The 26,505-nt window shown below is 66.7% G+C and carries 26 protein-coding genes, 1 tRNA gene and 1 pseudogene; 13 read left to right on the forward strand and 15 right to left on the reverse strand.

What is annotated here, in order from left to right; genetic code table 11:
• Positions 1 to 46: 46 nt before the first annotated feature.
• Together B1756_RS05280 and B1756_RS05285 are read right to left on the reverse strand one after the other, a co-directional pair.
• On the reverse strand, positions 47 to 1,177 hold the full coding sequence (locus tag B1756_RS05280) for an ORC1-type DNA replication protein (RefSeq protein WP_086887603.1): 1,131 nt from the start codon (positions 1,175 to 1,177) through the stop codon (positions 47 to 49).
• Positions 1,178 to 1,203: 26 nt separating this feature from the next.
• Positions 1,204 to 1,395, reverse strand: a complete 192-nt coding sequence (locus B1756_RS05285; protein ID WP_086887604.1) for a DUF1059 domain-containing protein — start codon at positions 1,393 to 1,395, stop codon at positions 1,204 to 1,206.
• Between the two features lie 186 nt (positions 1,396 to 1,581).
• Between B1756_RS05285 and B1756_RS05290 the strand changes: the two genes are divergently transcribed.
• From B1756_RS05290 to B1756_RS05305, 4 genes are all read left to right on the forward strand, one after another.
• Positions 1,582 to 1,893: an ASCH domain-containing protein gene (locus B1756_RS05290; RefSeq protein ID WP_086887605.1), complete on the forward strand. Its 312-nt coding sequence runs from the start codon at positions 1,582 to 1,584 to the stop codon at positions 1,891 to 1,893.
• 73 nt (positions 1,894 to 1,966) lie between these two features.
• Positions 1,967 to 2,257, forward strand: coding sequence for a transcriptional regulator (locus B1756_RS05295; protein ID WP_086887606.1), 291 nt, complete (start codon positions 1,967 to 1,969; stop codon positions 2,255 to 2,257).
• 158 nt (positions 2,258 to 2,415) lie between these two features.
• Complete coding sequence (locus tag B1756_RS05300; protein ID WP_086887607.1) at positions 2,416 to 2,775, forward strand: DUF7344 domain-containing protein; 360 nt, start codon at positions 2,416 to 2,418, stop codon at positions 2,773 to 2,775.
• Positions 2,776 to 2,878: 103 nt separating this feature from the next.
• A complete protein-coding gene (locus B1756_RS05305) occupies positions 2,879 to 4,015 on the forward strand; it encodes a saccharopine dehydrogenase family protein (RefSeq protein ID WP_086887608.1) in 1,137 nt (378 codons plus the stop codon).
• 3 nt (positions 4,016 to 4,018) lie between these two features.
• Here the strand turns inward: B1756_RS05305 and B1756_RS05310 are convergent, their stop codons facing one another.
• The 7 genes and pseudogenes from B1756_RS05310 to B1756_RS05340 form a co-directional block, all read right to left on the reverse strand.
• Positions 4,019 to 4,900, reverse strand: coding sequence for an aminotransferase class IV (locus B1756_RS05310; RefSeq protein ID WP_086887609.1), 882 nt, complete (start codon positions 4,898 to 4,900; stop codon positions 4,019 to 4,021).
• 7 nt (positions 4,901 to 4,907) lie between these two features.
• Entirely contained in the window at positions 4,908 to 5,567 is a 660-nt protein-coding gene (locus B1756_RS05315) for an anthranilate synthase component II (protein ID WP_086890052.1), read from the reverse strand.
• A gap of 64 nt (positions 5,568 to 5,631) precedes the next feature.
• Entirely contained in the window at positions 5,632 to 7,242 is a 1,611-nt protein-coding gene (gene pabB / locus B1756_RS05320; RefSeq protein WP_086887610.1) for an aminodeoxychorismate synthase, component I, read from the reverse strand.
• A gap of 430 nt (positions 7,243 to 7,672) precedes the next feature.
• The gene (locus tag B1756_RS05325; RefSeq protein ID WP_120649689.1) at positions 7,673 to 8,803 is read right to left on the reverse strand and encodes a transposase; all 1,131 of its coding nucleotides are present in this window, start codon (positions 8,801 to 8,803) and stop codon (positions 7,673 to 7,675) included.
• Between the two features lie 88 nt (positions 8,804 to 8,891).
• Positions 8,892 to 9,563: pseudogene (locus B1756_RS05330) on the reverse strand (transposase); the annotation flags it as partial.
• Positions 9,564 to 9,575: 12 nt separating this feature from the next.
• The gene (locus B1756_RS05335; RefSeq protein WP_086887611.1) at positions 9,576 to 10,334 is read right to left on the reverse strand and encodes a helix-hairpin-helix domain-containing protein; all 759 of its coding nucleotides are present in this window, start codon (positions 10,332 to 10,334) and stop codon (positions 9,576 to 9,578) included.
• Between the two features lie 90 nt (positions 10,335 to 10,424).
• Positions 10,425 to 11,225 carry a shikimate dehydrogenase gene (locus tag B1756_RS05340; protein ID WP_086887612.1) on the reverse strand — a complete coding sequence of 267 codons (801 nt, stop codon included), beginning with the start codon at positions 11,223 to 11,225 and terminating at the stop codon, positions 10,425 to 10,427.
• A gap of 38 nt (positions 11,226 to 11,263) precedes the next feature.
• On the opposite strand from B1756_RS05340, the gene B1756_RS05345 reads away from it, so the two are divergent.
• Both B1756_RS05345 and B1756_RS05350 read left to right on the forward strand, forming a co-directional pair.
• Positions 11,264 to 11,851: a YciE/YciF ferroxidase family protein gene (locus B1756_RS05345; protein WP_228434480.1), complete on the forward strand. Its 588-nt coding sequence runs from the start codon at positions 11,264 to 11,266 to the stop codon at positions 11,849 to 11,851.
• Between the two features lie 433 nt (positions 11,852 to 12,284).
• Positions 12,285 to 14,288 carry a cation:proton antiporter gene (locus B1756_RS05350; protein ID WP_228434598.1) on the forward strand — a complete coding sequence of 668 codons (2,004 nt, stop codon included), beginning with the start codon at positions 12,285 to 12,287 and terminating at the stop codon, positions 14,286 to 14,288.
• A 107-nt stretch (positions 14,289 to 14,395) separates the two neighbouring features.
• Here the strand turns inward: B1756_RS05350 and sppA are convergent, their stop codons facing one another.
• Together sppA and B1756_RS05360 are read right to left on the reverse strand one after the other, a co-directional pair.
• Positions 14,396 to 15,391: a signal peptide peptidase SppA gene (gene sppA, locus B1756_RS05355; RefSeq protein ID WP_086887613.1), complete on the reverse strand. Its 996-nt coding sequence runs from the start codon at positions 15,389 to 15,391 to the stop codon at positions 14,396 to 14,398.
• Between the two features lie 127 nt (positions 15,392 to 15,518).
• Positions 15,519 to 17,579, reverse strand: a complete 2,061-nt coding sequence (locus tag B1756_RS05360) for a MutS-related protein (RefSeq protein ID WP_086887614.1) — start codon at positions 17,577 to 17,579, stop codon at positions 15,519 to 15,521.
• Positions 17,580 to 17,769: 190 nt separating this feature from the next.
• Between B1756_RS05360 and B1756_RS05365 the strand changes: the two genes are divergently transcribed.
• The 3 genes from B1756_RS05365 (at position 17,770) to B1756_RS05375 (ending at position 19,347) form a co-directional block, all read left to right on the forward strand.
• Positions 17,770 to 17,994 carry a hypothetical protein gene (locus B1756_RS05365; protein ID WP_086887615.1) on the forward strand — a complete coding sequence of 75 codons (225 nt, stop codon included), beginning with the start codon at positions 17,770 to 17,772 and terminating at the stop codon, positions 17,992 to 17,994.
• A 313-nt stretch (positions 17,995 to 18,307) separates the two neighbouring features.
• Positions 18,308 to 18,502, forward strand: a complete 195-nt coding sequence (locus B1756_RS05370; RefSeq protein WP_086887616.1) for a cold-shock protein — start codon at positions 18,308 to 18,310, stop codon at positions 18,500 to 18,502.
• Positions 18,503 to 18,672: 170 nt separating this feature from the next.
• On the forward strand, positions 18,673 to 19,347 hold the full coding sequence (locus tag B1756_RS05375) for a type 1 glutamine amidotransferase (protein ID WP_086887617.1): 675 nt from the start codon (positions 18,673 to 18,675) through the stop codon (positions 19,345 to 19,347).
• 86 nt (positions 19,348 to 19,433) lie between these two features.
• Here the strand turns inward: B1756_RS05375 and B1756_RS05380 are convergent, their stop codons facing one another.
• Together B1756_RS05380 and B1756_RS05385 are read right to left on the reverse strand one after the other, a co-directional pair.
• The gene (locus B1756_RS05380) at positions 19,434 to 20,222 is read right to left on the reverse strand and encodes an MOSC domain-containing protein (protein WP_086887618.1); all 789 of its coding nucleotides are present in this window, start codon (positions 20,220 to 20,222) and stop codon (positions 19,434 to 19,436) included.
• A gap of 76 nt (positions 20,223 to 20,298) precedes the next feature.
• The gene (locus tag B1756_RS05385) at positions 20,299 to 20,706 is read right to left on the reverse strand and encodes a disulfide bond formation protein B (protein WP_086887619.1); all 408 of its coding nucleotides are present in this window, start codon (positions 20,704 to 20,706) and stop codon (positions 20,299 to 20,301) included.
• Positions 20,707 to 20,839: 133 nt separating this feature from the next.
• Here B1756_RS05385 and B1756_RS05390 point away from each other — a divergent pair, with 133 nt between their 5' ends.
• Positions 20,840 to 21,160, forward strand: coding sequence for a cupin domain-containing protein (locus B1756_RS05390; protein ID WP_086887620.1), 321 nt, complete (start codon positions 20,840 to 20,842; stop codon positions 21,158 to 21,160).
• A 21-nt stretch (positions 21,161 to 21,181) separates the two neighbouring features.
• Here B1756_RS05390 and B1756_RS05395 read toward each other — a convergent pair whose 3' ends face one another.
• Complete coding sequence (locus B1756_RS05395; RefSeq protein WP_086890055.1) at positions 21,182 to 22,132, reverse strand: glycosyltransferase; 951 nt, start codon at positions 22,130 to 22,132, stop codon at positions 21,182 to 21,184.
• 321 nt (positions 22,133 to 22,453) lie between these two features.
• Here B1756_RS05395 and B1756_RS05400 point away from each other — a divergent pair, with 321 nt between their 5' ends.
• The gene (locus B1756_RS05400) at positions 22,454 to 23,539 is read left to right on the forward strand and encodes a polysaccharide biosynthesis protein (RefSeq protein WP_086887621.1); all 1,086 of its coding nucleotides are present in this window, start codon (positions 22,454 to 22,456) and stop codon (positions 23,537 to 23,539) included.
• Positions 23,490 to 24,578 carry an NAD-dependent epimerase/dehydratase family protein gene (locus tag B1756_RS05405; protein ID WP_228434482.1) on the forward strand — a complete coding sequence of 363 codons (1,089 nt, stop codon included), beginning with the start codon at positions 23,490 to 23,492 and terminating at the stop codon, positions 24,576 to 24,578. Before B1756_RS05400 ends, B1756_RS05405 begins: the two co-directional genes overlap by 50 nt.
• 269 nt (positions 24,579 to 24,847) lie before the next feature.
• On the opposite strand, the gene B1756_RS05410 is transcribed toward B1756_RS05405, so the two are convergent.
• Positions 24,848 to 24,920 (reverse strand) — tRNA-Asn (locus B1756_RS05410).
• A 138-nt stretch (positions 24,921 to 25,058) separates the two neighbouring features.
• On the opposite strand from B1756_RS05410, the gene cca reads away from it, so the two are divergent.
• Positions 25,059 to 26,438: a CCA tRNA nucleotidyltransferase gene (gene cca, locus B1756_RS05415; protein ID WP_086887622.1), complete on the forward strand. Its 1,380-nt coding sequence runs from the start codon at positions 25,059 to 25,061 to the stop codon at positions 26,436 to 26,438.
• Positions 26,439 to 26,505: the final 67 nt, after the last annotated feature.

The following is a 26,505-nucleotide window of genomic DNA, read 5'->3' on the forward strand; positions in this document are numbered from 1 at the left end:
GTCGGTTCGCGACAATGTCGTGGAGGCATGGGGACCCGGGAAGGGGTCACTCGAGGCGGTCGAGGATCGCCTCGCGTTCGTAGGCGAGCGAGAGCGATCGCGAGCGACCGCGGCCCTCGACGTCTGCGTACTCGGCGTCGATCAGGCCGAGCTGGTCGAGTTTGTTGACGATCTCGGAGTAGCGCGTGTAGCCGAGGTCGGTCTTCTCGTGGAAGGCCTCGTAGACGTCGCCAGCTCGCTCGCCGTCGTTGTGGGCGATCACCTCGAGCAGGGTTCGTTCGGTGTCGGTCAGTCCCGACAGGCTTCGCGAGAGGCTGACGTACTTCGAGGTCTCGTAGGCCGACTCGACATCCTCGCGCTCGACGGTCTTGCTGGCGCGCATCTCGGCGTTGAGCCCGGCCCGGCGCAGGAGGTCGATCCCGACCCGGAGGTCGCCGCTCTCGGCGGTGAGTTCGGCGACGTACTCTAAGGTCTCGAGTGAGATGACGCCGTCGTGGAAGCCGCGTTTGACCCGTTCGTGGAGGATGTCGACGATCTCCGGGCCGTCGTAGACCGGGAAGTAGACGTCCTCGGGGCGGAAGACACTCTGGACCCGCGAGTCGAGTTCGTCGATGACGTCCAGTGCTGGATCCGAGGAGACGACGATGACGCCGATCTTCGCGCCGGGGTACTCCTCGTGGGCCCGGAGCAGCGAGTACAGCGTATCGCTTGCCTCGTTCTCGTAAAAGAGGTAGTTGACGTCGTCCAGGGCGACGACGAGTACACGGTCGTCCTCGACGAGTTTCTCGGCGATCTGGCCGAAGAGCTTCTTGAACGAGATACCCGACGATGGGGGCTCGTAGTCGAAGGTTCCCTCGAACAGCCGCGAAAATACCGAGTATCGGGTCGCGTTGACCTGACAGTTGACCCGGATCGTCCGAACGTCGCTGGTCTGGGCACCGACCTCGTCGAAGAGCTTCTGGATTGCGGTGGTTTTGCCGGTTCCGGGCGGGCCGCGAACGGTGACGTTCAGCGGCCGAGACCCACGCACGGCTGGACGCAGGGCGTAGGTCAGCCCCTCCATCTGGGACTCCCGGTGTCTGAACGTCTCGGGGACGTAATCGATCTCGAAGACGTGTTCGTTCCGGAAGACCGACTCGTCCCACGACAACATCCCCCCGTCGGGGTCGTCTGCCATCACTGACACCACGCCGTCGGAACTACTTAGTTGTTCGCCGTTTCCGGGGCCGGAACCGGCTCGATTCGCTCCATCCAGCGCTCGAGATCGGCAGGGTCGATCCGCCCGTGATGCACCATTCGAACGTGCGCCCGGACCAGCCGCTCGACCTCGTCGGCGCTGCTCGAGCGGACGAGGAACTGACAGGGACCCTCGCGACACTCGTACCTGTATGGCATACACTACCATTCCACAAGGAAGTCGGAGGGCGTTGTACTTGCACTGGCAGGTCGGCTGTGACCAAGCGGCCACGCCACGTCGTCGACGCCAGAGTGGCAGCTCCCCCCGGGCAGGTCAGAAGACGCCACAGCCCGTGCTGTTAACACTGTCGTCGGTTTTAATACCCGTGCGACGGTCGGTCCACCATGGCACGAATCGACGCCAGCGACCTGTTACCGGCGGAGCGACTGCGATCGGCCGCCCTCGAGGGCGAGATTACCCAGCTTCACCGTGGTGATCCCCACGCGGCCGAGGGAGACACCTTCGAGATCGGCGACACGACGTTCGAAGTCGTCGAGGTCTTCGAACAGCGCCTCGGCGCGTTGACCGACGAAGACGCCCGTGCGGAGGGCTCGCCCGACCTCGAGGCCTATCGCCGCCGAATCGAACGGACCCACGACACCGAGTGGGACGACGAGAAGACGGCGTTTTGCCACCGGTTCGAGCCGATCTCGTAGCCGTCGAACGGCGAGTTCGGTCTGGCGATCGGGATGCGACAGCCACATCTTTCCCGCCACCGTGGCTCGAGACATGCGCGAGGCAGACGAGACGACCCGGCAGCGACTCGCGGCCGTGCTGCGCGAGGAGCCAGCGACCCCGAGCGACCTCGCCGATCGACTCGAGGTTTCCCCGCACACGGCCGTCGACCACGTCGAGCACGTCGCCCGGTCGCTCGATGGAACCGACGAGCAGTTGCTCGTCGCCCCGCCGAGGTGCCGGGACTGTGGCTTCGACGAGTACGACGAGCCTGCGAACCTCCCCTCGCGGTGTCCGGCCTGCAAGAGCGAGTCGATCGCCGAGCCGACGTTCACGATCGAGTGACAGTACTGGTGATGAGAGAACGTGATTGCGATTCGATACTACTATTACTGCCCCACGAATGTACTTCGTACCGACCCCGTTTCCGCGACCGCTCCGTCGGGTGACGAGCCGATTTTCGTCGGTTCGTTCGGCCGCCGGTCGCCGGGGAGACACGTCCCATGACGACCACATCACACACCGAGTTCGACGGCGTCCAGTTCGCTCTCGACGTCCTCGAGTGGCTCGAGGGTCGTGACGAGCCGGCAGCCTCGGTCGACGAAACGTTCGCACTGCTGTCGTCGACCCGTCGCCGTCTCTGCGTCCAGGTGATGCGTACGTTCGACGAACAGGTAACGCTCCCCGACGTCGCCGAAGCGGTCGCCGAGCGCGAGGCAGGAGAGTCCGTGACGGAGCTGTCTGCCGAACGCGTCGCGGAAGTCTACCTCTCGCTGTATCACGACCACCTGCCGCGGCTGGTCGACGCCGGCTTGCTCGAGTACGACCAGGAACGGGACCTCGTTTCGCCACAGGCGATCTGACCGGCTCGAGCCCCCCGCCACGACGGCGGCTCCGTTTCGAACGCTCGAATGCTGGATCTAACGTCTGACTCAGTTTTACCATCCCGAAGAGCCAACGGCGAGTATGGACTCGGTCCTCGTCTACGGCTCGTACGGCTACACCGGCCGGCTGGTCACCCGCGAAGCCGTCGCACGGGGAGTCAGACCGATCGTCGCCGGTCGGGACGACGCTCGCGTGACACAGCAGGCAACCGCCCTCGGTCTCGAGGGACGGACGTTCGATCTCGCGGTCCCCGACGCCATCGAGCCCCACCTCGCCGACGTCGACTGCGTGTTGAACTGCGCCGGTCCGTTCACAGCGACGGCCACCCCGATGGTCGAGGCCTGCCTCGAGACCGAAACGGACTACCTCGACGTGACCGGCGAGTTTGCAGTCGTCGAACGGCTCCGCCGGCGGAACCGTGCCGCTCGCGACGCCGGCGTGACGGTCCTCCCGGCCGTCGGCTACGAGGTCGTTCCCTCGGACTGTCTGGTCACCTGGCTCACAGAGCGCTGTCCGGGCGCGGACGAACTCACCCTCGGCGTTCGCGGCTCGCCGCTCGTCTCCCCCGGGACCGCTCGAACGCTGCTCGACCTCTGTGACGAGGGCGTCGTCAGGCGGAACGGCCGACTGGTCCGGGTGCCGCCGGCGTTTCGCAGCCGCGAGATCGACTTCGGTGACGGCCCGGAGTACGCGATCACCGCGCCGTGGCCGGACGTGGTGACGGCCGCCCACGGCACCGACCTCGAGACGGTAGAAGCCTACGTCGCCGTTCCCGACGTGGCCAGACCGGCGGTCGGACTCTCCGGCGTGGCTGCCTGGCTCGCCGGCCGCGAGCCGGTTCGACGACTGCTCGAGCGGGCCATCGACGCCGCCGTGGACGGCCCCGACGAGCGGCAACTGGCGACCGACGAGACGGTGATCTGGGCCGAGGTTCGTGATTCGACGACCGGCCACCGGGTCAGCGGTCGCGTGCGCACGCCGAACCCGTACGCGCTGACGACCGAGAGCGCCGTCACCGCCGCAGAACGCGTCCTCGCAGGCGAGGTCGACGCCGGGTTCCAGACCCCGGCGACGGCCTTCGGGGCCGACTTCGTCACCGACCTCACTGGGATAGAGCGGCGACTCGAGGACGACTGGCGACCCCCGTCGCTCGAGGAAAGTGAGAAATCGAGAGCGCTCGAGCGCGAGGGGCGACGGGCGGTAGACGCCAGCGATTGAGTTCTACTCCGCCCGGTAACAGGCCGCCTCGACGCGCTCGTCGTACAGCCGCGCCAGTCGGTCCGTGAGTGGGCCACCGCCGATTTCGACGTCGTCGATACGGTCTACCGGCCGCACTTCCCAGGTCCGGTTGGTCAGGAACGCCTCCTCGGCTTCGTAGACCTCTTCGAGCGTGTAGCTCCCGTTACGCGTCGGCACGCCAGCCTCGTCGGCGAGTTCGAGGACCAGTCCGCGCGTGATCCCCGGGAGGACCGGCCCCTCGAGGCCGGGCGTGTGGACGACACCGTCACGGACGAAGAACAGGTTGCTCGTCGCTCCCTCGGCGACACGGTTCTGTGTGTCGAGACAGAGCGCCTCGTCGGCATCGGTACCACGGAGTTCGGTGCGTGCGAGGATGCCGTTCAGGTAGTTGTGCGTCTTCGCGCTCGCGGGCAGTGCGTCGTCGGGAATCCGCCGCGTCTCGACCGTCCGCACGGTGGCAGGATCGTCCCAGACAGGCCGGCCCTGGCGCCCGCCCCTCGGCAGGGATTCGACGTAGATCACTACCGTCGGATCGACCTCGCTTCGGGGGGTGAGCTTGCCCGGCTGGACCCCGCGGGTGATCGACAGTCGGACGTAGGCATCCGCGAGGTCGTTGGCCGCGAGCGTCTCGTCGACGCGCTCGCGAAGGTCGTCGGGAGCGAGGCCGTGGCCGAGCGACAGCGCCTCGCAGGTGGACTCGAGGCGCTCGAGGTGGCGGTCCCACGCGAAGATCGTGCCGCCGTAGGCGCGCATGGTCTCGAATGCAGCGTCACCGTAGCGAAACCCCCGGTCGTCGACGCTGACGGTCGCCTCGCTCGCGGGCACGAGGTCGCCGTTTACGTGATAGAGGGTACCGGTAGTCACACTCGAGTCACCTGCGTTCCGTTTCGACGTTCGTATCAGTTGCTCCGTTGGAAGCGTGAGATTCAGCGAACCGACAGAAGTTCTCGATCATCCGTTTGCCGACCGCGAGCGAGATGTCGGTTTCGTCGCCAGCGTCGTCGTGGCCGCGAGTAAGGATGCTCTCGGGGTGGAACTGCACCCCGACGTGGGGCCTCTCGCGGTGGCGCACGGCCATCAGGACGCCTCGTTCGTCCGTCGTCCGGGCAGTCTCACAGAGGACGTCTGGCAGATCACCGCGCTCGACCGCGAGCGAGTGATAGCGCCCGACCTGGAACGTCTCGGGCAGGCCCGCGAAGAGTCCCTCGCCGTCGTGGCTGACCTGCGAGGGCTTGCCGTGGACCACCTCGGGAGCGTGGATCACCGGCGCGCCGTGGGCCGCACACAGCGCCTGATGACCGAGACAGACCCCGAGAATCGGGTACGCGGTTTCCTCGAACAGCGGGATCGAGATACCCGCTTCCTCCGGGGTCCCGGGCCCCGGTGAGACGACGATGCCAGTGGGATCGAGTTCGTCGACGTCCTCGAGGTCGAGCTCGTCGTTTCGCCGGACGATCACCTCGTCGGCGACCGCACCGACGTACTGGACGAGGTTGTAGGCGAACGAGTCGTAGTTGTCGACGACGAGCAACCGCGTGCTGCGGTCACTCGCTGTCGCTCGCTCGAGGGTACTGCGTCCGTGGGTGCGACGCTCGTCACTCACGGTCGCTCACCCCGGTCGCCTCGCTCTCCTCGGCCGCCTCGAGTGCCAGTCCCGCCTGCTCACCCAGTGCTTCGTCGACGGCCGTCACGAGCGCGCGGGCCTTGTCGAGGGTCTCGTCGTACTCCCTGTCCGGGTCGGAGTCGTGAACGATTCCCGCGCCAACCCGGAGGTGGTAGGCGTCCGCGTGGCGCACGAGCGTCCGGATGACGATGTTGAGAGTGGCCCGACCGTCGAAACCGAAGATGCCCACGCTCCCGGTGTAGGGACCGCGACGAGTCGCCTCGACCTCGTCGATGATGGCCATCGTCCGGGGTTTCGGCGCGCCGGTGATCGTCCCGCCGGGGAAGACCGCCGCGACGGCATCCGCGAGACTCGCGTCGGGACGGAGCCACCCGGTGACGTCGGAGACGAGGTGCATCACCTCGGAATAGCGATCGACCCGCCGGTACTCGGCGACCTCGACGGAGCCGTAGTCACAGACTTTCCCGAGGTCGTTTCGCTCGAGGTCGACCAGCATCGCGTGTTCGGCGCGCTCTTTCTCGTTCGAACGCAGGTCGGCCTCGAGCGCCGCGTCCTCCTCGGGCGTCTCCCCGCGCGGGCGAGTCCCCGCGATGGGTTCGGTCCGCACGTGGTCGCCCTCGCGCTCGAGCAGTAGTTCGGGACTGGCGCTCACCAGATCCGCGGCGCGAAACTCGAGCAGGCAGGAGTACGGTGCCGGGTTGACCCGCCGGAGCGCGTCGTAGGCGTCGACGGGGTGGACCGCCGCGGGCGCGACCAGCCGCTGGGAGACGTTCGCCTGGAAGGTGTCGCCGTCGCGAACGTACTGCTTGACCCGGCGGACGCGGTCTGCGAACGCCTCACGGCCGCACTCGCTCTCGAACGTCCCCGACGGCTGTGTGACCGGCGGTTCGCCGACTTCGGCGTCGCCGTCGCGGATTCGCCGCGCGAGTTCGAGCGCGCGTTCCCGGCCTCGTTCGTAGGCCGCCTCGAGTTCCGGCTCCGGCAGTTCCTCGAGCGCCGGGTCCTCGACGGACCCGACCTCGAGGCGCGGGCAGGCAGTGATCCGAAGGGGCGTCGCTCCGTCCTCGGCCGCTGCCGGCTCTTTCCACGCCGCGAACCGATCGTAGACTGCGACCTCGAGTCGTGGCAGCCCGCGGTCGTCGACCGCCGAGTCGGGCAGGAATTCGAGTTCGCGAGCCACGTCGTAGGAGAGCCAGCCGATCGCGCCGCAGGGGTAGGGAACCGCACAGTCGCCCCTGGCAAGTGCGTCGCCCGCGAGCAGTCCCTCGAGGGAAGCGAGCGTCGGTGAGTCGTCCGCTGTCGCGACCGCCTCGGCCGAGACCGTCAGCCGGTCGACCGGGTCGACACCGAAGTAGCCCCAGCCGGGCTGGCCGCCGGTGGTCTCGAGGATCGCCCCACCGATCGGGTCGCGAGCCCGCCGATAGGCCTCGAACGGATCCGTGACGGACGTGCGAACCTCGACCGGCACGCGGACCCCACGCGTCACCGATCCGTCGGATTCGTCGGGGCCGTCCTCGGCTAGCCACGACTCGAGAGCGGCCCGGAAGGACTCGAGCGTCGTTACGACGCGTGGATCGCTCATGTTCGTCGTCAGGACCGTCGGGGCTAATCCTCTTGCGATTCCGTCGATTCTCACCCCGGATTCGACGCGAGTCCCGACGGGCGTCTCGACGGAGTCTGGCCGCGAGGCGCTCGAGCGAACCGACGGCCCGTAATCGAACGAGTTGTGAGCAGGTCGAGGTGAGCGTGAGAACGAGAGCGAGCGAGAGAAGAACGTCGTCAGTGTCCTTGACCTCCTCCCACGGCTGAACAGTAGTTGCTGATTCGATCAGGAAAGCCGCAAGGATTGGAGTGTCGTTCTCAACTCCGGCTTCGTGAAACCGTTCTCAGTGCTGTCCAGAGAGCGTAACAGCTGTCGAAGCGTTTCCTCAGCCTTGTTCTTCCAGTCTTACCAGTACTGAGGGGCGTACTGACTCGGGCTGCTCAGCCCGAGTCAGTCGCCGAGATAACCGCTACCCGTACGGTATTTGCCCGAGAAACGCGCGAAACAGGGCGGTCGGGACGACTGGATCCGTCCCGACCGCCCGGCGGGACGTCACGAGCAGGTTCGTCAACACCCACAGATTGTACAGCGCGACGGCGAACAGGAAGTAAAAGAGCCGTACTGAGAACGTCGGTGACGACGTTCTCGGGAGAAACTCCGTAATCTTGCGATAGGACGTTTCGATTCCCCAACGACGGCGATATGCTTCAGCCAGTGGCCGGGCGATCTCGACGTCAGTGCCGACGTCGAGATCGCGGTTGGTAACCAGACAGAAGTGGTCGTCATTTCGTGTTCGATGCGGAACGACGACGAGCCGGACTGTCGTTCGGCCCGTCGGCGGATTCGACCGAGCCATCTCGTACTCTGCAATGAACGTGTCGCTGTCGTGGTCATCAATAAATTGCTGTACCTTTTGTGTTTGCGGCGCACGCATGAGGAACTCAACGTCGAGTTCTTCGAGCGCTAGGGCGAGGTGAACACGATAGAAGCCACGATCGAGATAAAGGCGGTTGATTTCGACATACTCGCGGACGTCTGAGACGAGTTGGCGGAGTGCATCCGCCAACTCGTCGGTATCGCTGCCCTCCAAGGCTACCGATCCAAGCGTGAAACGGACGCTCGGATCGACGATACAGACGGTAGCGAACTTGTACGCGCGATCGGTGCCCTGCGCTGGATTCGTTGTACAGACGTGAGGAGTCTCTTTGTCCCCGTAATAGAGCCAGTCGTGAACGTCGATTGCGACGTCTACTGGCCTGGTAAACACGCGGTTGCGAGCGGCTTCGTCGAGGATTGCGTCGCGGACGCGGTCGAACTGATCGTCGACCGCGTCCGCGTCGAGTCCACGTAGATGGTAGAGGAGCGCTCGTGCGAGCGGATTTCGAGCGGTTGCGTCAATGGCGATATCGTCGCCACGGGCGAGCTGATAGGCTTTCGCACCAGTATTGGCGAATTCATTGTCGAATGCGATCCGAGCGAGGACTTGCTGGAAGTCCTCGCTCGGATAGGTGCCGTTCGCAGCGATCCCGAACTCAAGTTCTGGAAACAGCATCGACGACGCTGCACGAGTCACCTGCGTTGCCTCAGTTGTCTCGACCATATCGAGACAACGACCGCGACGGCAATCGTCACTTGGTCACTTCAGCAACTACTGTGAAGCCGTGGGATTCCTCCGCTGGGATGTCGGACTACGCCGATCCCACGGAGGCAACGTTCCCCACCGTACGGCGGGTACTCCGGTTTGTGCGCTCCTCTTTGGGACGTACCCTTACGGGAGAGTCTGATGTCTCCGACCATTCGTGGTCGTCCCACTCGAGGCACACGGGCTGGGCCATCAACCCGACTTCCACACCGGTCTCGCGTTCGAGGAACAGTTGACTCGCCTTCAGATCGGCGTGTCCCTCGAAGCCACAAACACAGCGGAACAGGTCGCTATTCCGCTCTGTATCTTCCCGTTCGCCGCATTCTGGGCACTCCTGCGTCGTCCACGACTCTGCTTCTTCGAGAACCTCAATGCCGTATTCCTCGCAGACGCGTTCCATGCGGTCGATGAACCGTCGATATGCCCAGAAATTGTGCGTCTTCGCGTTCACCTCGGGCATCCAGTGCGTCTCCAACACGTCGCGGATATCGCCGACGTACACGGCTGAAACGCCCTCGTCGTATAGTCGTTCGACAAGATTGCGGACAAGTGCGTCTTGGGCGTGATCGCGCCGCCTATACATCACGTCGTACAGGCGGTCGATCCGCTCACTCGTTCGCCGCTGATCATCGAGTTTCGACTGGAATTCCGCGATCCGTTCGGTCGCCGCACGGAACTGTTCGAATGGACGGGTGCCGTCGTACAGATAAGTCGACCCGGGAGAGGGCCGTCAACGAACCTCGGCGCGGTCGATCCAGCCCTGAATTCGCTTGTCGGAGATGTCGGTCTGTTCGGACAGCGTTTCGGCGTCGGCCGCCGCAAGCTGGTCGACGGTCTCGACGCCGGCGTCGGCGAGTCGGTCGGCATAGGCAGGTCCGATCCCTTTGATTTCGGTGACCGGCTCGCCGTCGTCATCCGCGGGGACGTCGGCTTCGCTGTCGACCTCACCGTCGTCCGCTTCGACCTCCGAGATCCCTTCGCTCGCGTCGCCTGCCTCGGCGTCGGCACCGTCATCGGCGTCCCCGTCAGTCACGTCATCGGCGTCCCCGTCAGTCACGTCATCGAGGTCGTCCTCAGTTTCTTCGGGCTCGAGCTGCTCGTCCGGTTCGCCCTCGACCTCGTCTGCGCCATCGTCCTCGACCGCTTCCGGTTCGGCCTCGTCGATGATCGCCTCCGTCTCGAGATCCGCGGCCGTCTGGTCGGCCGTCTTCTCGGTGGTCTGTGACGCGTCGGTCTCGGTCGGGCCCGTCGCCTCGGCCGGTTCGGCGGCCTCCTCCGGCTCGTCGGTCTCCCGGACCATCGAGTCGGTCGAGGCGGCCGCATCGGTCTCGGCGGCCGCAGCCTCCTCGGGCGCGTCGGCCGGCGAACTCGGCGGCTCGCCCGTCGAGCGTTCGCGTTCGACCGTCACGCCGACCTCCCGGGTCTCCTGTCCGGTGGTGCCCGAATCCTCGAGCCCCAGCAGCGACTTCAGCTTCTGGAGGATTGCCATTGAACCGATATTGTCGTCACCGGCACTTAAATTCGGTTGATGCGAGCAGTCCACACGCGCCGACGGTGATCGACAGCTAGCGGTCGGCGATCAGAGGTGCGACCGCAACGCCTCGTTCATCGCCTCGACCGGCGCGTCCCGACCGGTCCACAGCTCGAGCGCCTCGACGCCCTGATAGAGTAACATCCACGCACCGTCGACCGTCGTCGCGCCCGCGTCGGCCGCCTCGCGCAGGAGTCGCGTCTCGAGCGGCCGATAGACCGCGTCCATCACGGCGAGGTCCCCGTGGAGGTACTCGTCGGGCACCGGGGACTCGTCTTCCTCCATGCCGACGCTCGTGGCGTTGATCAGGACGTCTGCCTCCGAAACGAGCGACTCGAGTGCCTCGAGTCCGTGACCCGTCGCCCCGGGGACCTCGTCGGCGAGGTCGTGAGCGCGCTCGGCGGTCCGGTTCGCGATCTCGACGCTCGCACCCGCGTCGGCGAGCCCGAACGCGATCGCCCGGCCGGCACCGCCAGCGCCGACGACGACCGCTCGAGCGCCGTCGACCGCGACGTCGTGGTCCCGGAGTGCACGCATCGCACCCGCGGCGTCGGTGTTGTGCCCGGTCACCGTCTCGCCGGTGAAGTCGATGGTGTTCACCGCACCGATGCGCTCGGCCATCTCGTCGGGGTCGACCACCTCGAGGACGTCCCGCTTGAACGGGATCGTCACGTTGAGGCCGGTGATTCCCAGTGCCCCAGCCCCGCGGACGGCCGCCTCGACGTCGTCCGGCTCGGGTTCGAAGGTGACGTAGCGCGCCTCGAGTCCGAGTTCGTCGTAGGCCGCCTCGTGCATCGGCGGCGACAGCGAGTGACCGACCGGGTTGCCGACCAGCCCGAAAACGTCCATTGCCATGGCTCTGGCTCGCGCGGCAGGGACTATAATCGGTGCGACTTCTCGACACCTCGGCCTGCTTTCCCGAGGCGTCACACGACGGCCGAACGCACTTCGCCCACGACGGTGTGCTCCCGTCCACACCGATGATCGACCACGAACGCGCCCTCTTCGTCCACACGCTCCGGGAACTCTACCACCTCGAGGCCGAACTCGAGAACCTGCAGGCAGAACTCGCGACGGAGGCGACCCGCGAGGAACTCGAGGAGTACTACATGGCCCACGGCGAGACGACGAGTGAGCAACTCGCTCGACTCGACGCGCTGTTCGACGAGATCGAAGGCGACCTCGAGGCCCAGCTCGAGAGCGGCGTCGAGCCGGGACCGATCGAGGACGGTCCGCTCGAGGCGCTGCGGGCCGACCGGGACGAACTGGTCGGCGATATTCAGGATCCGATGCTGGCCGACGTCGTCGACGCAGAACTCGGGCGGACGATCGAACGGCTCGAGCTCTCGCGACTCGAGACACTGTTGACCCTCGCCGATCGGATGGATCTGCCGTCGGAGATCGTCGATCCGCTCGAGCAGACGTACCGGGAGGCCGAGTCGGGGCTCGAGGAGTTGCAAGGGCTACCACAGTAGGCGAACGCAGCCGACTCAGGACAGCTGTGCGGCCAGCGTAGCCAGCGCCGCCTCGCGCTCGAGCCCGTTAGCGTGGACTCCAGCAGCCGTCCAGTTCGACGGCGACGGCCACTGGGAATCGGGGGTGGATGTATATGTCTGCTCGTGGTCGGGTCAGGCACCACCCGCGATGTGTCACCGCTCTCAGCAGTCACGGCCACGACGTCGCGAGTCCTTACCAGTTCGTCGCTCATCCGTGCCCGGCCCTCGGCCGCCTGCAGTCACGACGAGCGACTGAGTGGCACACCTCGCGAGCACGATGCGCACCGGCACCGGATCTCCGCCCACGGAGTGGCTGACCACCGTCTCGAGGACCGACGCGTTCGTCCCGCTCGCGACGGGGCCGTCGCTGACGCCGCCGTTCGACGATCCCGTGGTGATCTTCGGGCTCGCGATGGTGATCTTCCTGGTCGCGCCGCTCGTCCTCGGGCGCTACCGGCTGCCCGGCATCGTCGGGATCATCCTCGTCGGAGCGGCGATCGGTCCCAACGGGCTCTACCTGCTCGAGCGCGACGAGACGATCGAACTGCTCGGCGAGGTCGGCCTGATCTACCTGATGTTCGTCGCCGGCCTCGAGATCAACGTGAACCAGTTCGTCGAGTATCGCGAGCGGAGTCTCCTCTTCGGGCTCGCGTCGTTCCTGATCCCGCAGGTGGTCGCCACCGCGGTCGGCGTGAGCGTGCTGGGACTCGAACTCCCGTCGGCACTCCTGTTCGCGGCGATCATCTCCTCGCACACGCTGCTCGCGTATCCGGTCGTCAACCGGCTGGGAATCGCGACGAACGAGGCGATGACCGCGACCATCGGCGGGACGATCATCACCGACACGTTCGCGTTGCTCGTGCTCGCGGTCGTCGTCGCCTCTGTCGGCGGCGCACTCGAGGCTGCCTTCTGGCTCCAGCTCGCCATCGGGCTGACCGTCTTCTTCGTCGGTATCTGGCTGGTCGTCCCGCGACTCGGTCGCTGGTTCTTCGCCACCGTCAGCGAGGAGAGTTACCTCGAGTTCCTGTTCGTGATGGCGGTGCTGTTCGGCTGTGCCTTCCTCGCCGAACTCGTCGGCGTCGAGCACATCATCGGTGCGTTCCTCGCCGGACTCACGCTCAACCGGCTGATCCCGGAGACGGGACCGCTGATGAATCGCATCGAGTTCGTCGGCAACGCGCTCTTTATCCCCTTCTTCCTGCTGTCGGTCGGCATGCTCGTCGACGTCCGGGTCGTCCTCGAAGGGCCGGCGACGCTCGTCGTCGCTGGCTCGTTGCTCGTCACGGTCGTGATCACGAAGTACGCCGCCGCCTGGCTCACCGGGCGCGTGTACGACTACGACGGGGACGAAGTCCTCGCGATATTCGGGCTCTCGGTCGGTCAGGCAGCCGCCGCCCTCGCGATCGTTCAGGTCGGCTTCGACGCTGGCGTTCCCGGCTTCGACGGCGCCATGATCAACGGCGTCGTCCTCATGATCCTCGTGGTGAGCCTGTTTAGCCCGGCGCTGGTCGACCGCGCCGGAACCGCCATCGCCACCGCCCGGGAACGCGAGGCCTACGACCCGAGCGAGACCCCACAGCGGATCCTCGTGCCGGTCTCACCGGACTCTCGATACCGGGAATCGCTGCTCGACCTCGCGCTGACGGTTCGCGAACGACGCTCCGAGGAACCGATTCACGTGACGTCGGTCGTCCGACCCGAGGGGCTCAGGCACACCGAAGCTGCCGTCGCTCGAGCCGAGGAGTTCCTCGAGGACCTGACGACCTACGCCTCGGGTGCGGAGGTTCCGATCGACGCCCACACGCGCGTCGAACACAACGTCGCCACCGGGATCGTCCGTTCGACAGTCGAGAACCGGATCACCACCCTCGTCATCGGCTGGGACGGGGCCGCCTCGCGCACCCAGCGGGTGTTCGGCCACGTGATCGACCGGGTGCTCACCCGGACGACCAAGCTGACCCTCGTCGCCCGGGTCCGTCGCCGGCTCGGCACCACCGAGCGGATCCTGCTCATCCTCCCACCGGCCATCCAGTACAACGACGGCGTTGCCGAGGCGCTCCACACCGTGAAACTCGTGAGCGAAGACACCGGCGCACCGGTCCGTGGCCTCGTCGTCGACGACGGTTCGGCCGACCTCGAGGACGTCGAGACCCTCTTCGACGGCGTCGAACCAGACGTTCCGGGACAGTTCGAGGCCGTCGACGGCTGGGACGGCCTCGAGTCGGCGCTCCGCCAGCAGGCCCGGCCGTCGGATCTGCTCGTCTGCCTGAGCGCCCGTCGCGGCGACGTCGGCTGGCACCCGGAACTCCAGACGCTCCCGAAGCGGCTCTCGCGGCTCACCGACGGCAACTTCGTGATCGCGTACCCGGCGAGCGAGGGACAGGAGGACGATCGACAGTTCCTACAGCTCCAGTAGGGATTCCGACCGTCTGCGAGCGTCTCATACGGTTTACCGTACGTCAGTTCCGGTGCAACCACGTCCCGTCCTGCGGGTGTGCCGGCAAACCGGTACGGTAATCCGTATCAGAGTCGCAGCCGGAACTCCCGATCCGCGGCGACGCCTGCGATCCCGGCCCCGAACGCGTAGGCGACGCGCTGGGCACTCGCACCGACGCGGGCCATCAGCGGCCGCTGGGGCTCGAACTCCTCGACCTGAACCGCGTCGCGCTCGAGTCGATCGGCCAGTTCGTCCTCGAGGTCACGGCGGGTGCCGAGTTCGTCGACCAGCCCCATCTCGTGGGCCTGCTCGCCGAGGTAGATCCGAGCCTCCGTGTCGCGGACGAACTCGGCCTCGAGGTCCCGGCCGTCCGCGACTCGGTCGACGAACGTCTCGTAGTAGTCGTCGATCAACCCCTGGAGGTACTCGCGTTCCTCGTCCTCGAGTTCCTTGAGCGGCATCCCGGCGTCTTTGTACTCGCCGGCGGCGATGCGTTCGTAGGAGAGGCCGACCTTCTCGGCGAGTTCACTGGCGTTGACCCGGGAGCCGATGACGCCGATCGAGCCGACGATCGAGCCCTCGCGCGCCCAGAGTTCGTCACAGCCGCTCGCGATCCAGTACCCGCCGCTCGCGCACGTATCCGTCGCGTAGGCGATCGTCGGGCCGTCGAACCGCTCTGTGGCCAGTCGGATGTCGTCGCTCGGGACGACCTCGCCACCGGGGGTATTCAGTTTCACGAGCAGCGCGTCGACGTTGTCGTCGGCGTCCGCCCGGTCGATCTGTTCGACGATGTCGTCGGCCGGCGTCGCCCGCGGGCTAGTCGGGAGCGGCCCGCCACCGCCGTCTCGCGTGATCGGCCCCTCGATGGCGACCTCCGCGACGTCGTAGCCGGGCACGAGCGACCGGGCGACGTTCGCCCCGATCTTCAGCCCGACGAGGACCACGACGACCGCGATCACGACGCCGAAGAGGTCCGTCAGAGTCTGGGGATAGACCACGAACAGCGCGACCCCCAGCACCGCGAAGACGAGCGTCGCCACCAGAACGGTTCCGAGCTGGGCAATACCGCGGAGCTTACCCACTGCGGTCACCTCGAGTCATGTCACTGGATGGGAGTGCTGGCCGGTTAACCGTTGTCGTCTCCCCCAGCTGGTAGCGCCCGCGCAGACCCGGTCGTGAGGAGGTGCGAGGCAGTCGCGACCCGAACCGTCACTCGAACTTCTCGAGGAGCCGATCGTAGAACTGTTCGCCCACCGGTTCGCCGCCGTTCGCGACGGCGTCGTCCTCGGCGGCCTCTCCAGCCAGCTTCTCGACGATCAACTCGGGTGTCGACCGCGCGAGGTGGTCTTTGACCGGCGAGCGGTTCACCTCGAGTTCGCCGTCGACCAGTCCCACGGCCTCGATGCCGTCGACGGAGACGTCGACGGTCGCCATCTCGCGGATCTCGCCGGCGAGGTGGGAGACGAACACCGCCGTCGCGCCGTTCTCGGTGAGCGCCTCGAGGATCCCGGCGATGATCTTCGCGCTCGCGCCGGGTTCGGTGATGCTCTCGAGTTCGTCGACGAGAACGAGCGAGCCCGCCCCGCCGGTCGCGAGATCGGCGAACTGCCGGACGGTGGCCTCGAACGCGCCCGCGTCGAGGGTTCCCTGGGTCTTGGCGTGGTAGTGTAACGCGTCGAACCGGCGCAGGCGGACCGACTCGGCGGGAACGGGGAGACCCATGTGTGCGAGGACGACCACGCTCGCCACGAGGTCGAGCGTCGAGGTCTTCCCACCGCTGTTGACCCCCGACAGCAAGGTGACGCCGCTGACCTCGTAGTCGACCGGATCGATCGCCTCGAGCGGTTCGTCGAGCAAGGGTGAGCGACCGGCCTCGATCGCGAAGCCGATGTCGGGCTCGCTGGTCCCGGCCGCAGCCCCCGACTCTCCCGCCCAGACGAATTCCGGCATCGTACAGCCGAAATCGGCCGCGAACCGGGCGATCGCGAGTTCGACGTCCAGCTCGAGGGCGTCCTGAACGAGCCCGCGGGCGGTCTCGCGCTGGTCGGCCAGTTCACCCGCGAGTTCTCGTTTGAGCTGGCTCGCACGGCGCTCCTTCGCGGTCGTCAGTTCTTCACGGAGTCGAGCGACGGCGTCTTCGTCCCGTTCGACCGGGAACGTCGGTTCGTCGCCGAAAACCCGCCGGGCGATTTCGGTCTCGCCGGTATCGAGTGTGAGGGCATCACAGAGCTCCTCGCGGGCGGCCTCGACCGCGGCGGCGTACTCGTCTGCGAGTTCCCGGGAGAGCAACGAGTCGACGCCCGCACCGCGTTCGACCAGCGAGAGGAGATCAGAACCCTCGATCGTCACGTCTTCTTCCTGGATCGCCTCGCGCAGCTGGTCGTTCGCGACGTTCTCTGCGGTGCCGACGGCGGCATCTACGTCGTCGACCGCCCGGCGCAACCGGTCGAGTTCGTCGTCGCCAGCCACGGTCCCGTCACCCTCGAGCCGTTCGAGGGCCGCCTCGAGCGCGTCGAGGTCACAGTCGACCTCGGACTCGAGGCCGGCGGCCCGGTGGACGTCGATGGCGGCCGCGAGCCGGTCGCGGTTGCGCGCGAAGAAGGCCAGCGCGCGCTCGGGGACGATCTCGGCCGGCTCCTCGAGCGCGTCCGGCCGGACGCGGACGTCGCCCTCGATCGTCACGCCGGCGAAGGATTCGTCGAGTGCGATCACCGTGGCGTAGCCGCGGGCGAGTTCCGCCAGTCCCTGCGCGTCGTCGACGATCTCGGTCGAGAGTTCGGGAACCGCCTCCCGTGCTTCGCTGTAGCGCTCGGCGTCGGTCGTCGCCAGACAGCGCTCGCGAACCCGGACGTCGCCGGGCTCGACGAGCGGTTCGACCCCCTCGAGCGCCGCGAGAACGTCTGGGTTCGGGTCGCGCTCGAGTGCGTCGCGGGCGACGGCCCGTGCTTGCTCGATGCGCGAGCGCCGAGAGCTCGGATAGAACGTCTCGAGGCGCTGGGCGGCGTCGCGAGTGACCGTCCGCTCCTGAAGCAGGGTGAGCACGTCACGGTAGATCTCCCGGGCGCGGTCGGTCGCGAGGAAGCCGCCGGGATCGTCGTGTTCGAGCCTGATTGCCCCGCGCGCGATCCGTGCGGCCCGGCCCTGCGAGATGCCGGGCGCGCGAGCGATCGTGGCAACGTCACCCGTCCGAAGTGCGCGTTCCGGGTCGTCGAGTTCCGCAAGCGCCCGGGCAGTCTTCGCACCGACCCCCGGGATCTCCTCGAGGTCCATTCTCGAGCGCCACGACAGACTGAAGCGAGAAAAAGCTCCCGCCCAGAGGCTCTCGATTGTCTGGCGTTGACAAGTAACACGGCCTGCACTCGAGCGCATGACTGGTCGTTCACCCACAGACGAGAGAACAGGGATTTCCTCTTGCGCGATCCGGCGCTGCCGTTATCCGGATGGCCTGCCAAGAAAGGACATGGTGCTGAAACGACTCCTCGGCTCGAGTGCGACCCGCTCATTGACTGTCCTGTCGGTCCTGACCGAGGCGAAACGAGCGTACGGGCACGGAAACCGGCTGCGTGCACTGCTGTTTCTGGGCGTCGCCGCCCTCGCCTGGAAGTGGGCCCTGATCGGACTGGTCGCACACGGGGTCGTCAAGCTGCTTCGTGGCGACCGATCGACCGACTCGAGTCCGACGTAGTGGCTCGAGCGTGCTCGAGGACCGCGATCGACTCCTCACAGTCCGTTCTCGTCGACCACTCATACGGTCTATTGTAGTTCGTTACCGGCGATCGCCGGTAAAACGCTACGATGATCCGTATCAGGGGAGAACTGCCGGGACCACAGAAGCAACGTGCTCGGGTGCTGATTCGGACACAATTCACCAGATCGTTGTCGAACTCGAGGTGTTTTTCACCATATTCCCTGTTTTGCAAACCGATCGTTTAGCAAAATACCGTTCTGACGAACGAATGAAAAGCCTTATCCGTATCGTGGCACTTCGTTTAGTTGCAATGGCAAACGGTAAGGTTGATTTCTTCAACGACACAGGCGGCTACGGTTTCATCGCGACTGACGACTCCGACGACGACGTGTTCTTCCACATGGAAGACGTTGGCGGCGAGGACCTCACGGAAGGAACCGAGATCGAATTCGACATTGACCAGGCTCCCAAGGGCCCCCGCGCGACCAACGTCGTTCGGCAGTAACTCCGCGTTCACAGGGTCGTCGGAAGGCGACGTCTGAAACGCTGATTTTCCAGACAGTTGCTCGTCGAGCACGGCGTATCGACAATAGTCGATACGCCAACTCGGCTGCAACTGGACAATTTCACACCAACCAGCAGCGCTTTTCTCGGTCCGAACGAACGACAGACTCGATGGCTCCGCCGCGACTCGTCGTCGTCCACAACGAGGTCGACTCCGACGCCACGTTCCACTGTGAGGCCCTCGAAGGGGCACTTCCTGCTACCAGTACCATCGCCGTCGACTACCCGGCCGGCGAACGGCCGGCTCTCGGATCGGCCGACGGCGTCGTCCTCTCGGGATCGACGGCGGGCGTCTACGAGGTCGGCGAGAATCCCTGGATCGACGAGCAGCAAGCGCTCGTGCGGGAGCTGATCGAGCGACGGATTCCTACCCTCGGCGTCTGTTTTGGCCACCAGCTGGTCAACGCGGCACTCGGCGGTACCGTCGAAGCCGACGAGCTTCGCTGTCGTCCCGTCGCGGTCGAGTTCGCCGACGACTCCCTCTTCCGCAACGTCTCGTCGGTCGTCCCGGCCGTTCACGGCGACGTCGTCACCCACCCCGGCGACGACCTCGAGGTGATCGCCAGCGCCGAGCACGCCCGCGTCTTCGCGACGCGCCACCGCGAGGCCCCGCTGTGGACCGTCCAGTTCCACCCCGAACTGACCGCCGCCCATCGCGACCGACTCGAGGCCGCGTTCCCGTGGCGCGAAGGCGAGCACGGGCTCGAGGAGGTGACCGCGAGTCGCGTACTCGAGAATTTCGTGAACTTCGTGACCGAGCGCGCTGGTCGGGCCAACGCCGAGTGACCGGCCTGTAGGGTGGCCACATCGACGGTAATCAGTCCCTACAGCTCGATTTCGCAGCGCAACGGCCAGTATCAGAAGACGCAGTCTCACTCGAGCGCCTGAACCTCGTCACCAACCCGGAGCGTCGTCCCGCGGTCGGCCTCGTGGACGCGCGTGATGATCGTCACCGTGTAGTAGTGGTCGAACGCGTCGGGATCGGCCCACTCTGGGAACGCCGTCTCGCGTCGTTCGACGAACCGCGATCGAAAGTCCGGCTCTCGCTCACCCGACTCCGGATCTCGCTCGGGGACCACACACCGGCCGCAGGGGGTCACCCCCTCGAGGGTCACGTCGCCGATCGAGAGCGCGGGGGCGTCCGCGCCGACGAATCGGTCCTCCCAGAACGCCGGCACCCCCGAAACCTCGAGGTTCGTCCGGAGCCGCCGCCGAACGCCCTCGACGGTGAGCTCGTCGAACCAGGAGGCGACCGACTCGAGCGTGGCCGTGCTCACCACCGAGGGGCCCATGTCGCGCCGATCGACGAACCCGAGCGAGCGGTCGCGCTCGAGGGTCGCCTCGACGGCGAAGACGTCGCCGAGCCAGTCTTCCGCCCGCTCGCGATCGGTCGGGTCGGCGAGGTCGAACTGCCGGCGCTCCTGCTCGCCGCTCTCGGGTGCGTCGATCGAGAGTCGGCGTCCCGCGTCGAGATCGACGTCGGTCTCGAGGTCGTGCACCCGGGCGGTCCGCTTGCCGTTGACGACCTCGCCATCGGCGTCGTAGATCGCGAACTCGCGGTCGCCCGCGAGTGTGCCGCCTTCGAGGATCACCGCCTGCTCGCGGTCGACCCCGTCCAGGGCCTTGACGGGGTAGACGCGGATGCGCTCGAGTCGTGCCATGATCGTCCCTGCGGAGTGCAGCGACGTAGGTGGTTCGCTCGCGGCGAACGTGACTCGAGCTACTGCCCGTGGGAGGTCAGTTCAGGTGACGGTCCTGGGAGGCGAGCGCGAGGAGACCGACGGAGATGATGGCGAACGCGACGAACGCCAGTCGGGGGATGGTGAAGAGCCAGCTCTGCCAGAGGATGGCGTCACAGCCGCCACCGAACCCACAGCCGATGGCCGAGGAGTCGGTGACCTGCACCACGGAGTGGTAGGCCGCGAGCAGGGTTCCCAGCCCCGACAGCGGGAGGGCCGTCTTCCAGACGCTCGAGTGGCCGTCGATGGCCGCGACCCCGAGGACGACCACGAGCGGGTACATGAGGATGCGCTGGTACCAGCACAGCTCACAGGGGAGGTAGTTCGCAACCTCGCTGAAGTAGAGGCTTCCGACCGTCGCGGCGGCCGCGACGAGCGTGAGGGCGGCGAGGAGTCGGCGCTGCATGCTCGCCCATCGGTTCGGAAACAGGTTCAATCGTTCGGTGTTCCCGGCGGCACCACGTCACTCGAGCGCTCGCTCACCCTCACTCGACTGCCAGCACCAACGCTTTTCACGCCACCCGTGGCCATCGTACCGTATGGCCGAGTACACGACAGCCAACTACCAGAACGTCGACGACACCAGCGGCCTGCACTTCCTGCGAGACGAACTGAACTGCGAGAACGTGGGCGTCACGGTTCTCGAGTGTGAGCCCGGCTGGGAGGGAATGGAACACGACCACGATGACGACGGGCAAGAGGAGGTCTACCTCCTGCTCGAGGGCGAGGCGACGGTGACCGTCGAGGACGAGGCCGTCGAGATGAGCCCGGGCGATGCGATTCGGATCCCGCCGACGGAGACCCATCAGATCCAGAACGGTGACGTCGAGAGCCGGTTCGTGCTGGTCGGTGCGCCGTAGTCCCGTTTTCGACCGGATCGATCACCGGTCGACCGCCCGCTGATAACACTCGAGCAGTCGGTCGACGATCACGTCCTGACTGACCTCGCGGACGGCCTCGCGGCCGTTCGATCGCTCCTCGCGCTCGAGGACCTCGAGCAGACCGGCGACGAGCTGGTCGTCGTCCGCGGCGACGGTCGACGGCGAGACCCCCGCGAGGCGCTGGCTGACGTCACCGACGTCCGTGGCGACGACGGGGAGGTTGCAGGCGAGGGCTTCCTTGACCGCGGTCGGCGAGCCCTCGTGATCCGACGTCAGGAGGAGGGCGTCGGCGGCGTTCATGTACGTCGGGACCTCGTGGTGGTCCGCGTCGTGGACGACCTGCAACTGCACCGGGTCGTCGAACAGGTTGTCGACGACCGAGACGAGTCGCGTCGCCCGCGGGTAGTTCTTCACGGTGCGTTCGGGCGGGTACGGGAAGAGGACGTGACGCACGTCGGGGTCCCAGCCGACGCGCTCGCGGGCGTCGTCCCGGTCCATCGGCCGGAACACGTCGAGGTCGATCCCGAACGGGAGGACGGTGCAGTCGGTTCCCAGCGAGCGGGCCATCTCGTCGGTCATCACCACGACTTCTTCGCAGAACGGCGCACAGGCTCGCGACACCGGACCACCAGGACCCTCGAGGTCGGTCCCCCAGAGCGAGCAGACGACCGGAAGCTGGCGCTGGGCGAGCGCCATCGGCGCGGTCAGTCCGTAGTGGGCGTGGACCAGATCGTACGCGTTTTCCTCCATCGCGGGATCGGTCCCCCGGCGAATCTCCCGTCGCACCGCCGGGAAGAACGCGAGGTAGTCGCGCACCCCCCGGGATTCCCCCGCGGAGACGTGGCCCGGAACCGTCATGAGCCGGCTCGAGACGCCACGGTCGGCGAGGGCCTCGAGCTGGCTGCGCATGAACGGCGCGTCGGCGTAGGTCGTCAACGTGAGGACGTTCACGTCCAGCGGTGCCGACGACCCTGCCTCGATCGCGTCCGACGTCGGCGACCCTGCCTCGGCGTCCGTCCACGCGTCCCGCTCCATTGCTGGATCCATCTGTTTCCGGTCTCGAGGTGCTGGTACGAGGCCATTGTTAATGCGGGCGGACAGCCCAGGGCACCTGACTACGTCGCCGCACCCTGACGGCCACTTCGCAGTAACGAGACCCAACAGCGGCCGTTTGCTACCCTGGTTCGGCGTCGCCGTGTAATCTCGCCCTACCGGGCGTCGGTTCGCACCTCTCGAGCCTATAACAAAGGTCGACCCGAGCCAGCCGCGACTATGGCGACGACACTCGAGGGTGCAACCGTACTCGTGACCGGCGGCTGCGGATCGATCGGTTCGCGGCTCGTCTCGGAACTGGTCGCACGCTCGCCCGAGCGAATTCGAATCGTCGACAACAGCGAGCAGCGACTCGCGTCGTTCGTGGGAACGTACACGGATCGCGAGCCGGAGATCGATACCGTGCTCGCGAACGTTCGCGACAAGGACCAGCTCGCGATTGCGATGGCCGACGTCGACGTCGTCTTCCACGTCGCGGCGATGAAACACGTGCCGATGGTCGAGGACAACCCGTATGGGGCCGTCCGGACCAACGTCGACGGGACACGGAACGTGGTCGAAGCGGCCGCCGACGCCGGCGTCGATCGCCTGCTCAGCGTCAGCACGGACAAGGCGGCGAACCCGACCTCGACGATGGGCGCGACAAAATTGATCGGCGAGCGCATCGTCTCCTCGTTCGACGCGAACCGCCCGCCAGACGATCTCACGCTCGCATCGGTCCGCTTTGGCAACGTCGTCGGTACAGAGGGATCGGTCGTCCCGCTGTTCTACGACCAGCTCGCAGCCGGCGGGCCGTTGACGGTTACCGATCCGGAGATGACCCGGTTCGTGATGGGGCCGGACGACGCCGCCCAGTTCGCGATCGACGCCTGTCTCGCGGCCGACGGCGGCGAGGTGTTCGTCAAGAAGATGCCCGCCATCCGGGTCGGCGACCTCGCGACCGCGATGCGCGACCACTACGCCCCCCAGTTCGGTTACGATCCAACTGCCGTCGACATCGACCTGATCGGTCCCAACCCGGGCGAACGCTACCACGAGAAACTCGTCGCCGAAGACGAACGCCGCTACGCCGACGAACACGACGACCAGTTCGTCCTCCATCCCCTCGTCGACGACCCCGACGTCGACAACGACCTCGAGGGCGAGTACACCTCCGAGAACGAGCGGCTACTGACCCAGGAAGAGATCGTCGAGTTGATCGAACCGGTGCTCGAGGACGCAGGCCGGGTAGACGAGCCGGAAACCGGTCGCCCCAGTGCGGACGCCCGCGCTGACGGCGGCGACGCTCGAGGGGATCGTGACTGAGTCCACCCCGTTCGCCGGAATCGACGCCGTCGCCACCGACGACATCGAGCGGCTCGAGGGACCCGTCGGCGTCCTCGGTGCCTCGGGCTACGTCGGCGGCGCAGCCGTCGCTGCACTCGAGGCCGCGGGGGTTGACGTCCGCCCGGCTGCGGGCTCGAGCCACGACCGCTACCCCACGGTCGACGTGCGGGATCGGACGGCCGTCCGCGAGTTCGTCGAGGGCTGTGGCTGCGTCGTCGATGCCGCGGGGCTGGTCGGCATCGGAACCTGCGCCGACGATCCCGACGCCGCCTTCGAGATCAACGCCCTCGGTTCGGCGACCGTCGCCTGGGCCTGTCGCCGCCGTTCGGTCCCGCTGGTCCACTGCTCGAGCGCCGCCGCGATCGGCTACCCGGAGACGCTCCCGGTCACCGCGGGCCACCCCCGCGATCCGGCGACGACCTACGGCTACACGAAACTCCTCGGCGAGCGGGCAGTCCGGACGGTCACCGACGGCAGCGTCCCCTCGATCACGTTCGTCCTGACCAATCCCTACGGGACCGTCGAAACCGTGCACGGCTCCGCCGCCGACGGGGCCTCCGTCGTCGACTTCTTCCTCGAGCGCGCCGCGGCCGGTAACTCCCTGCCCGTCCACCGCCCGGGGACGCAGGAACGGGACCTGATCCACGTCCGAGACGCCGCGAGGGCGGTCGTTGCGGCCGTAAACGCCCTCGCTGGTTCGACTCGCACCGACTCCATAGACCCGAGACAGGGCACTGACCCCCGCGAACGCACGTTCGTCCTCGGAAGCGGCGACAGCTACAGCGTGCTCGAGGTCGCCGGCCTCGTCGCCGCTGCCAGCACGGAGCTGACCGGCTCGAGCCCCGACCTCGAACTCCGGACGCGGCCGAGCGATCGGCCGGTGATCGACCGCTTCACCGTCGACCCTGACCCCCTCGAGACCGCCCTCGACGTGACGCCGACGGTCGATCTCGAGTCCTGGATTTGCGGCGAACTCGAGGGGCGACTCGAGCGGGATCGAACCTCCGTCCGCGGCTAGACACTGGAAATACCGACGGTGGGTGCGAACTGGGTGGTGGCCTTCGAGTGAGACGGCGAGAGAAGTAGCAAGTGACGTCTCAACTCGAGACACGCGCCGAAACCAGGACTCGAACAGGTGTGAGACGTTCCGGGGTGCATACCTCACGCCGTTCGGATACGCTTCCGGAGCGGTGACTCGCGTGCTCGAGTCTGTCTTGTCACGTGTTTTCTCGAACCGGGTTCACTCGGAGCTATCGCTCCTCGCGAGATGTGGGTTCGAGGAGAACACGCCGAAGCCAGGACTCGAACCTGGGACAACCTCGTTAACAGCGAGGTGCTCTACCATCTGAGCTACTTCGGCTCACCTCATCGTAGCCGCGTGTATTTGATAGGGCTTTCGTTTTGCCCGCCCCGTGTTTGCTAGCTGGTGACGCCTCTCGAGCCACCGACGACCTGCAGTTCGATACGCTTTCCCGCGGGGCACGAGTAGACCCCTCCAATGAGCGAGGACGACGCCGACGATGCCACCGACGAGTTCGACGCCGTCGTGGCCAGAGCCCGCGAACGCGTCGATCCCGACCCCGACGAACGCAGGCGGTTGCGGGAGGTCGCCGACCGCCTCGTAGAGCGCGCGGAAACGGCCGCAACCGAGCGGTGTCCCGACGCCGACGTCATGCAGGTCGGCTCGAGCGCCCGCAGTACGTGGGTCAGCGGCGACCGGGACGTCGACGTCTTCGTCCGTTTCCCGCCGAACCTCGAACGGGAGACCCTCGAGACGTACGGTCTCGAGGTCGGGCACGACACCGTTCCCGACGGGCACGAGGAGTACGCCGAACACCCCTACGTCAAAGGCGAAGTCGAGGGCTTCGACGTCGACGTCGTGCCCTGTTATCGACTCGCAGACGCTACCGAGATCCAGTCGGCCGTCGACCGCACGCCGTTTCACAACCAGTACCTGCTCGAGCGCCTCGACGACGACCTCGCCGCGGACGTCCGACTCACCAAGGGTTTCATGAAGGGCATCGGGGTCTACGGCAGCGACCTCCGGACCCGCGGGTTCAGCGGCTACCTCACCGAACTGCTCGTCTGTGAGTACGGCGGCTTCCGCCCGCTGCTCGAGGCCGCCGTCGACTGGCAACCACCCGTCGAACTCGATCCCGAAGCGCACGGTCAGGAGACGTTCTCCGATCCGCTCGTCGTCATCGACCCGACCGACCCCGAGCGCAACGTCGCGGCAGTGCTCTCCTCGGAGAACGTCGCCCGCTTCACCCACTACGCCCGGGAGTTCCTCGCCGATCCCGACGTCTCGTTCTTCGAACCACGCGACCCGGACCCGCTCACCGAATCCGAACTCCGGGCACACCTCGAGCGGCGCCAGACCACTCCGATCGCCGTCCGGTTCGACGCGCCTGACCTCGTTCCGGACCAGCTCTACCCGCAGCTCTACAAGTCCCTCTCCGGGATCACGCAGGGACTCGACGACCGCGGCTTCCACGTCTTCCGCGGGACGACCTACGCCAACGAGACGGCCATCGTCTTCGCCGAACTCGCCGTCGACACGCTCCCTGCGATCGAACGTCATCAGGGACCGCCCGTCCACGTCTCGGGTCACGCCGGGGGGTTCTACGCGGCCTACGCCGACGACGACCATACCTACGGCCCCTTCCTCGAGGGGAGCCGCTACGTCGCCGAGCGCGAGCGCAGCTTTACCACCGCTCGTGAGTACCTCGAGAGCGACCGTCTGTTCGACGTCGGCCTCGGTGCCCACGTCGAGTCGGCCCTCGAGGACGACTACGAGGTGCTCGTCGGCGAGGAGGTCCGGGATCTGCTCGGCGAGTTCGGACCGGAACTCCGGCGGTACTTCGAACCGCGTCCCTGACCGGCTCGCCACGCCGACTCGTCCTCGACGGAGCAACCCAGCACTTTACCCCGCTGGGGACCTAGGG

Source organism: Natrarchaeobaculum aegyptiacum, from assembly GCF_002156705.1.
Taxonomy (GTDB): Archaea; Halobacteriota; Halobacteria; order Halobacteriales; family Natrialbaceae; genus Natrarchaeobaculum; species Natrarchaeobaculum aegyptiacum.

Excerpts from the sequence above, each read along its gene's own strand:
- B1756_RS05285 (WP_086887604.1), bottom strand. The coding sequence starts at position 1,395 with ATGCCATACAGGTACGAGTGTCGCGAGGGTCCCTGTCAGTTCCTCGTC.
- B1756_RS05400 (WP_086887621.1), top strand. The coding sequence starts at position 22,454 with ATGGCGACGACACTCGAGGGTGCAACCGTACTCGTGACCGGCGGCTGC.
- B1756_RS05390 (WP_086887620.1), top strand. The coding sequence starts at position 20,840 with ATGGCCGAGTACACGACAGCCAACTACCAGAACGTCGACGACACCAGC.
- pabB (WP_086887610.1), bottom strand. The coding sequence starts at position 7,242 with ATGAGCGATCCACGCGTCGTAACGACGCTCGAGTCCTTCCGGGCCGCT.
- B1756_RS05375 (WP_086887617.1), top strand. The coding sequence starts at position 18,673 with ATGGCTCCGCCGCGACTCGTCGTCGTCCACAACGAGGTCGACTCCGAC.
- B1756_RS05365 (WP_086887615.1), top strand. The coding sequence starts at position 17,770 with ATGGTGCTGAAACGACTCCTCGGCTCGAGTGCGACCCGCTCATTGACT.
- B1756_RS05380 (WP_086887618.1), bottom strand. The coding sequence starts at position 20,222 with ATGGCACGACTCGAGCGCATCCGCGTCTACCCCGTCAAGGCCCTGGAC.
- B1756_RS05305 (WP_086887608.1), top strand. The coding sequence starts at position 2,879 with ATGGACTCGGTCCTCGTCTACGGCTCGTACGGCTACACCGGCCGGCTG.
- B1756_RS05360 (WP_086887614.1), bottom strand. The coding sequence starts at position 17,579 with ATGGACCTCGAGGAGATCCCGGGGGTCGGTGCGAAGACTGCCCGGGCG.
- B1756_RS05350 (WP_228434598.1), top strand. The coding sequence starts at position 12,285 with ATGGTGATCTTCCTGGTCGCGCCGCTCGTCCTCGGGCGCTACCGGCTG.
- B1756_RS05290 (WP_086887605.1), top strand. The coding sequence starts at position 1,582 with ATGGCACGAATCGACGCCAGCGACCTGTTACCGGCGGAGCGACTGCGA.
- B1756_RS05385 (WP_086887619.1), bottom strand. The coding sequence starts at position 20,706 with ATGCAGCGCCGACTCCTCGCCGCCCTCACGCTCGTCGCGGCCGCCGCG.
- B1756_RS05300 (WP_086887607.1), top strand. The coding sequence starts at position 2,416 with ATGACGACCACATCACACACCGAGTTCGACGGCGTCCAGTTCGCTCTC.
- B1756_RS05335 (WP_086887611.1), bottom strand. The coding sequence starts at position 10,334 with ATGGCAATCCTCCAGAAGCTGAAGTCGCTGCTGGGGCTCGAGGATTCG.
- B1756_RS05340 (WP_086887612.1), bottom strand. The coding sequence starts at position 11,225 with ATGGACGTTTTCGGGCTGGTCGGCAACCCGGTCGGTCACTCGCTGTCG.
- B1756_RS05280 (WP_086887603.1), bottom strand. The coding sequence starts at position 1,177 with ATGGCAGACGACCCCGACGGGGGGATGTTGTCGTGGGACGAGTCGGTC.
- B1756_RS05295 (WP_086887606.1), top strand. The coding sequence starts at position 1,967 with ATGCGCGAGGCAGACGAGACGACCCGGCAGCGACTCGCGGCCGTGCTG.
- B1756_RS05370 (WP_086887616.1), top strand. The coding sequence starts at position 18,308 with ATGGCAAACGGTAAGGTTGATTTCTTCAACGACACAGGCGGCTACGGT.
- cca (WP_086887622.1), top strand. The coding sequence starts at position 25,059 with ATGAGCGAGGACGACGCCGACGATGCCACCGACGAGTTCGACGCCGTC.
- B1756_RS05325 (WP_120649689.1), bottom strand. The coding sequence starts at position 8,803 with ATGGTCGAGACAACTGAGGCAACGCAGGTGACTCGTGCAGCGTCGTCG.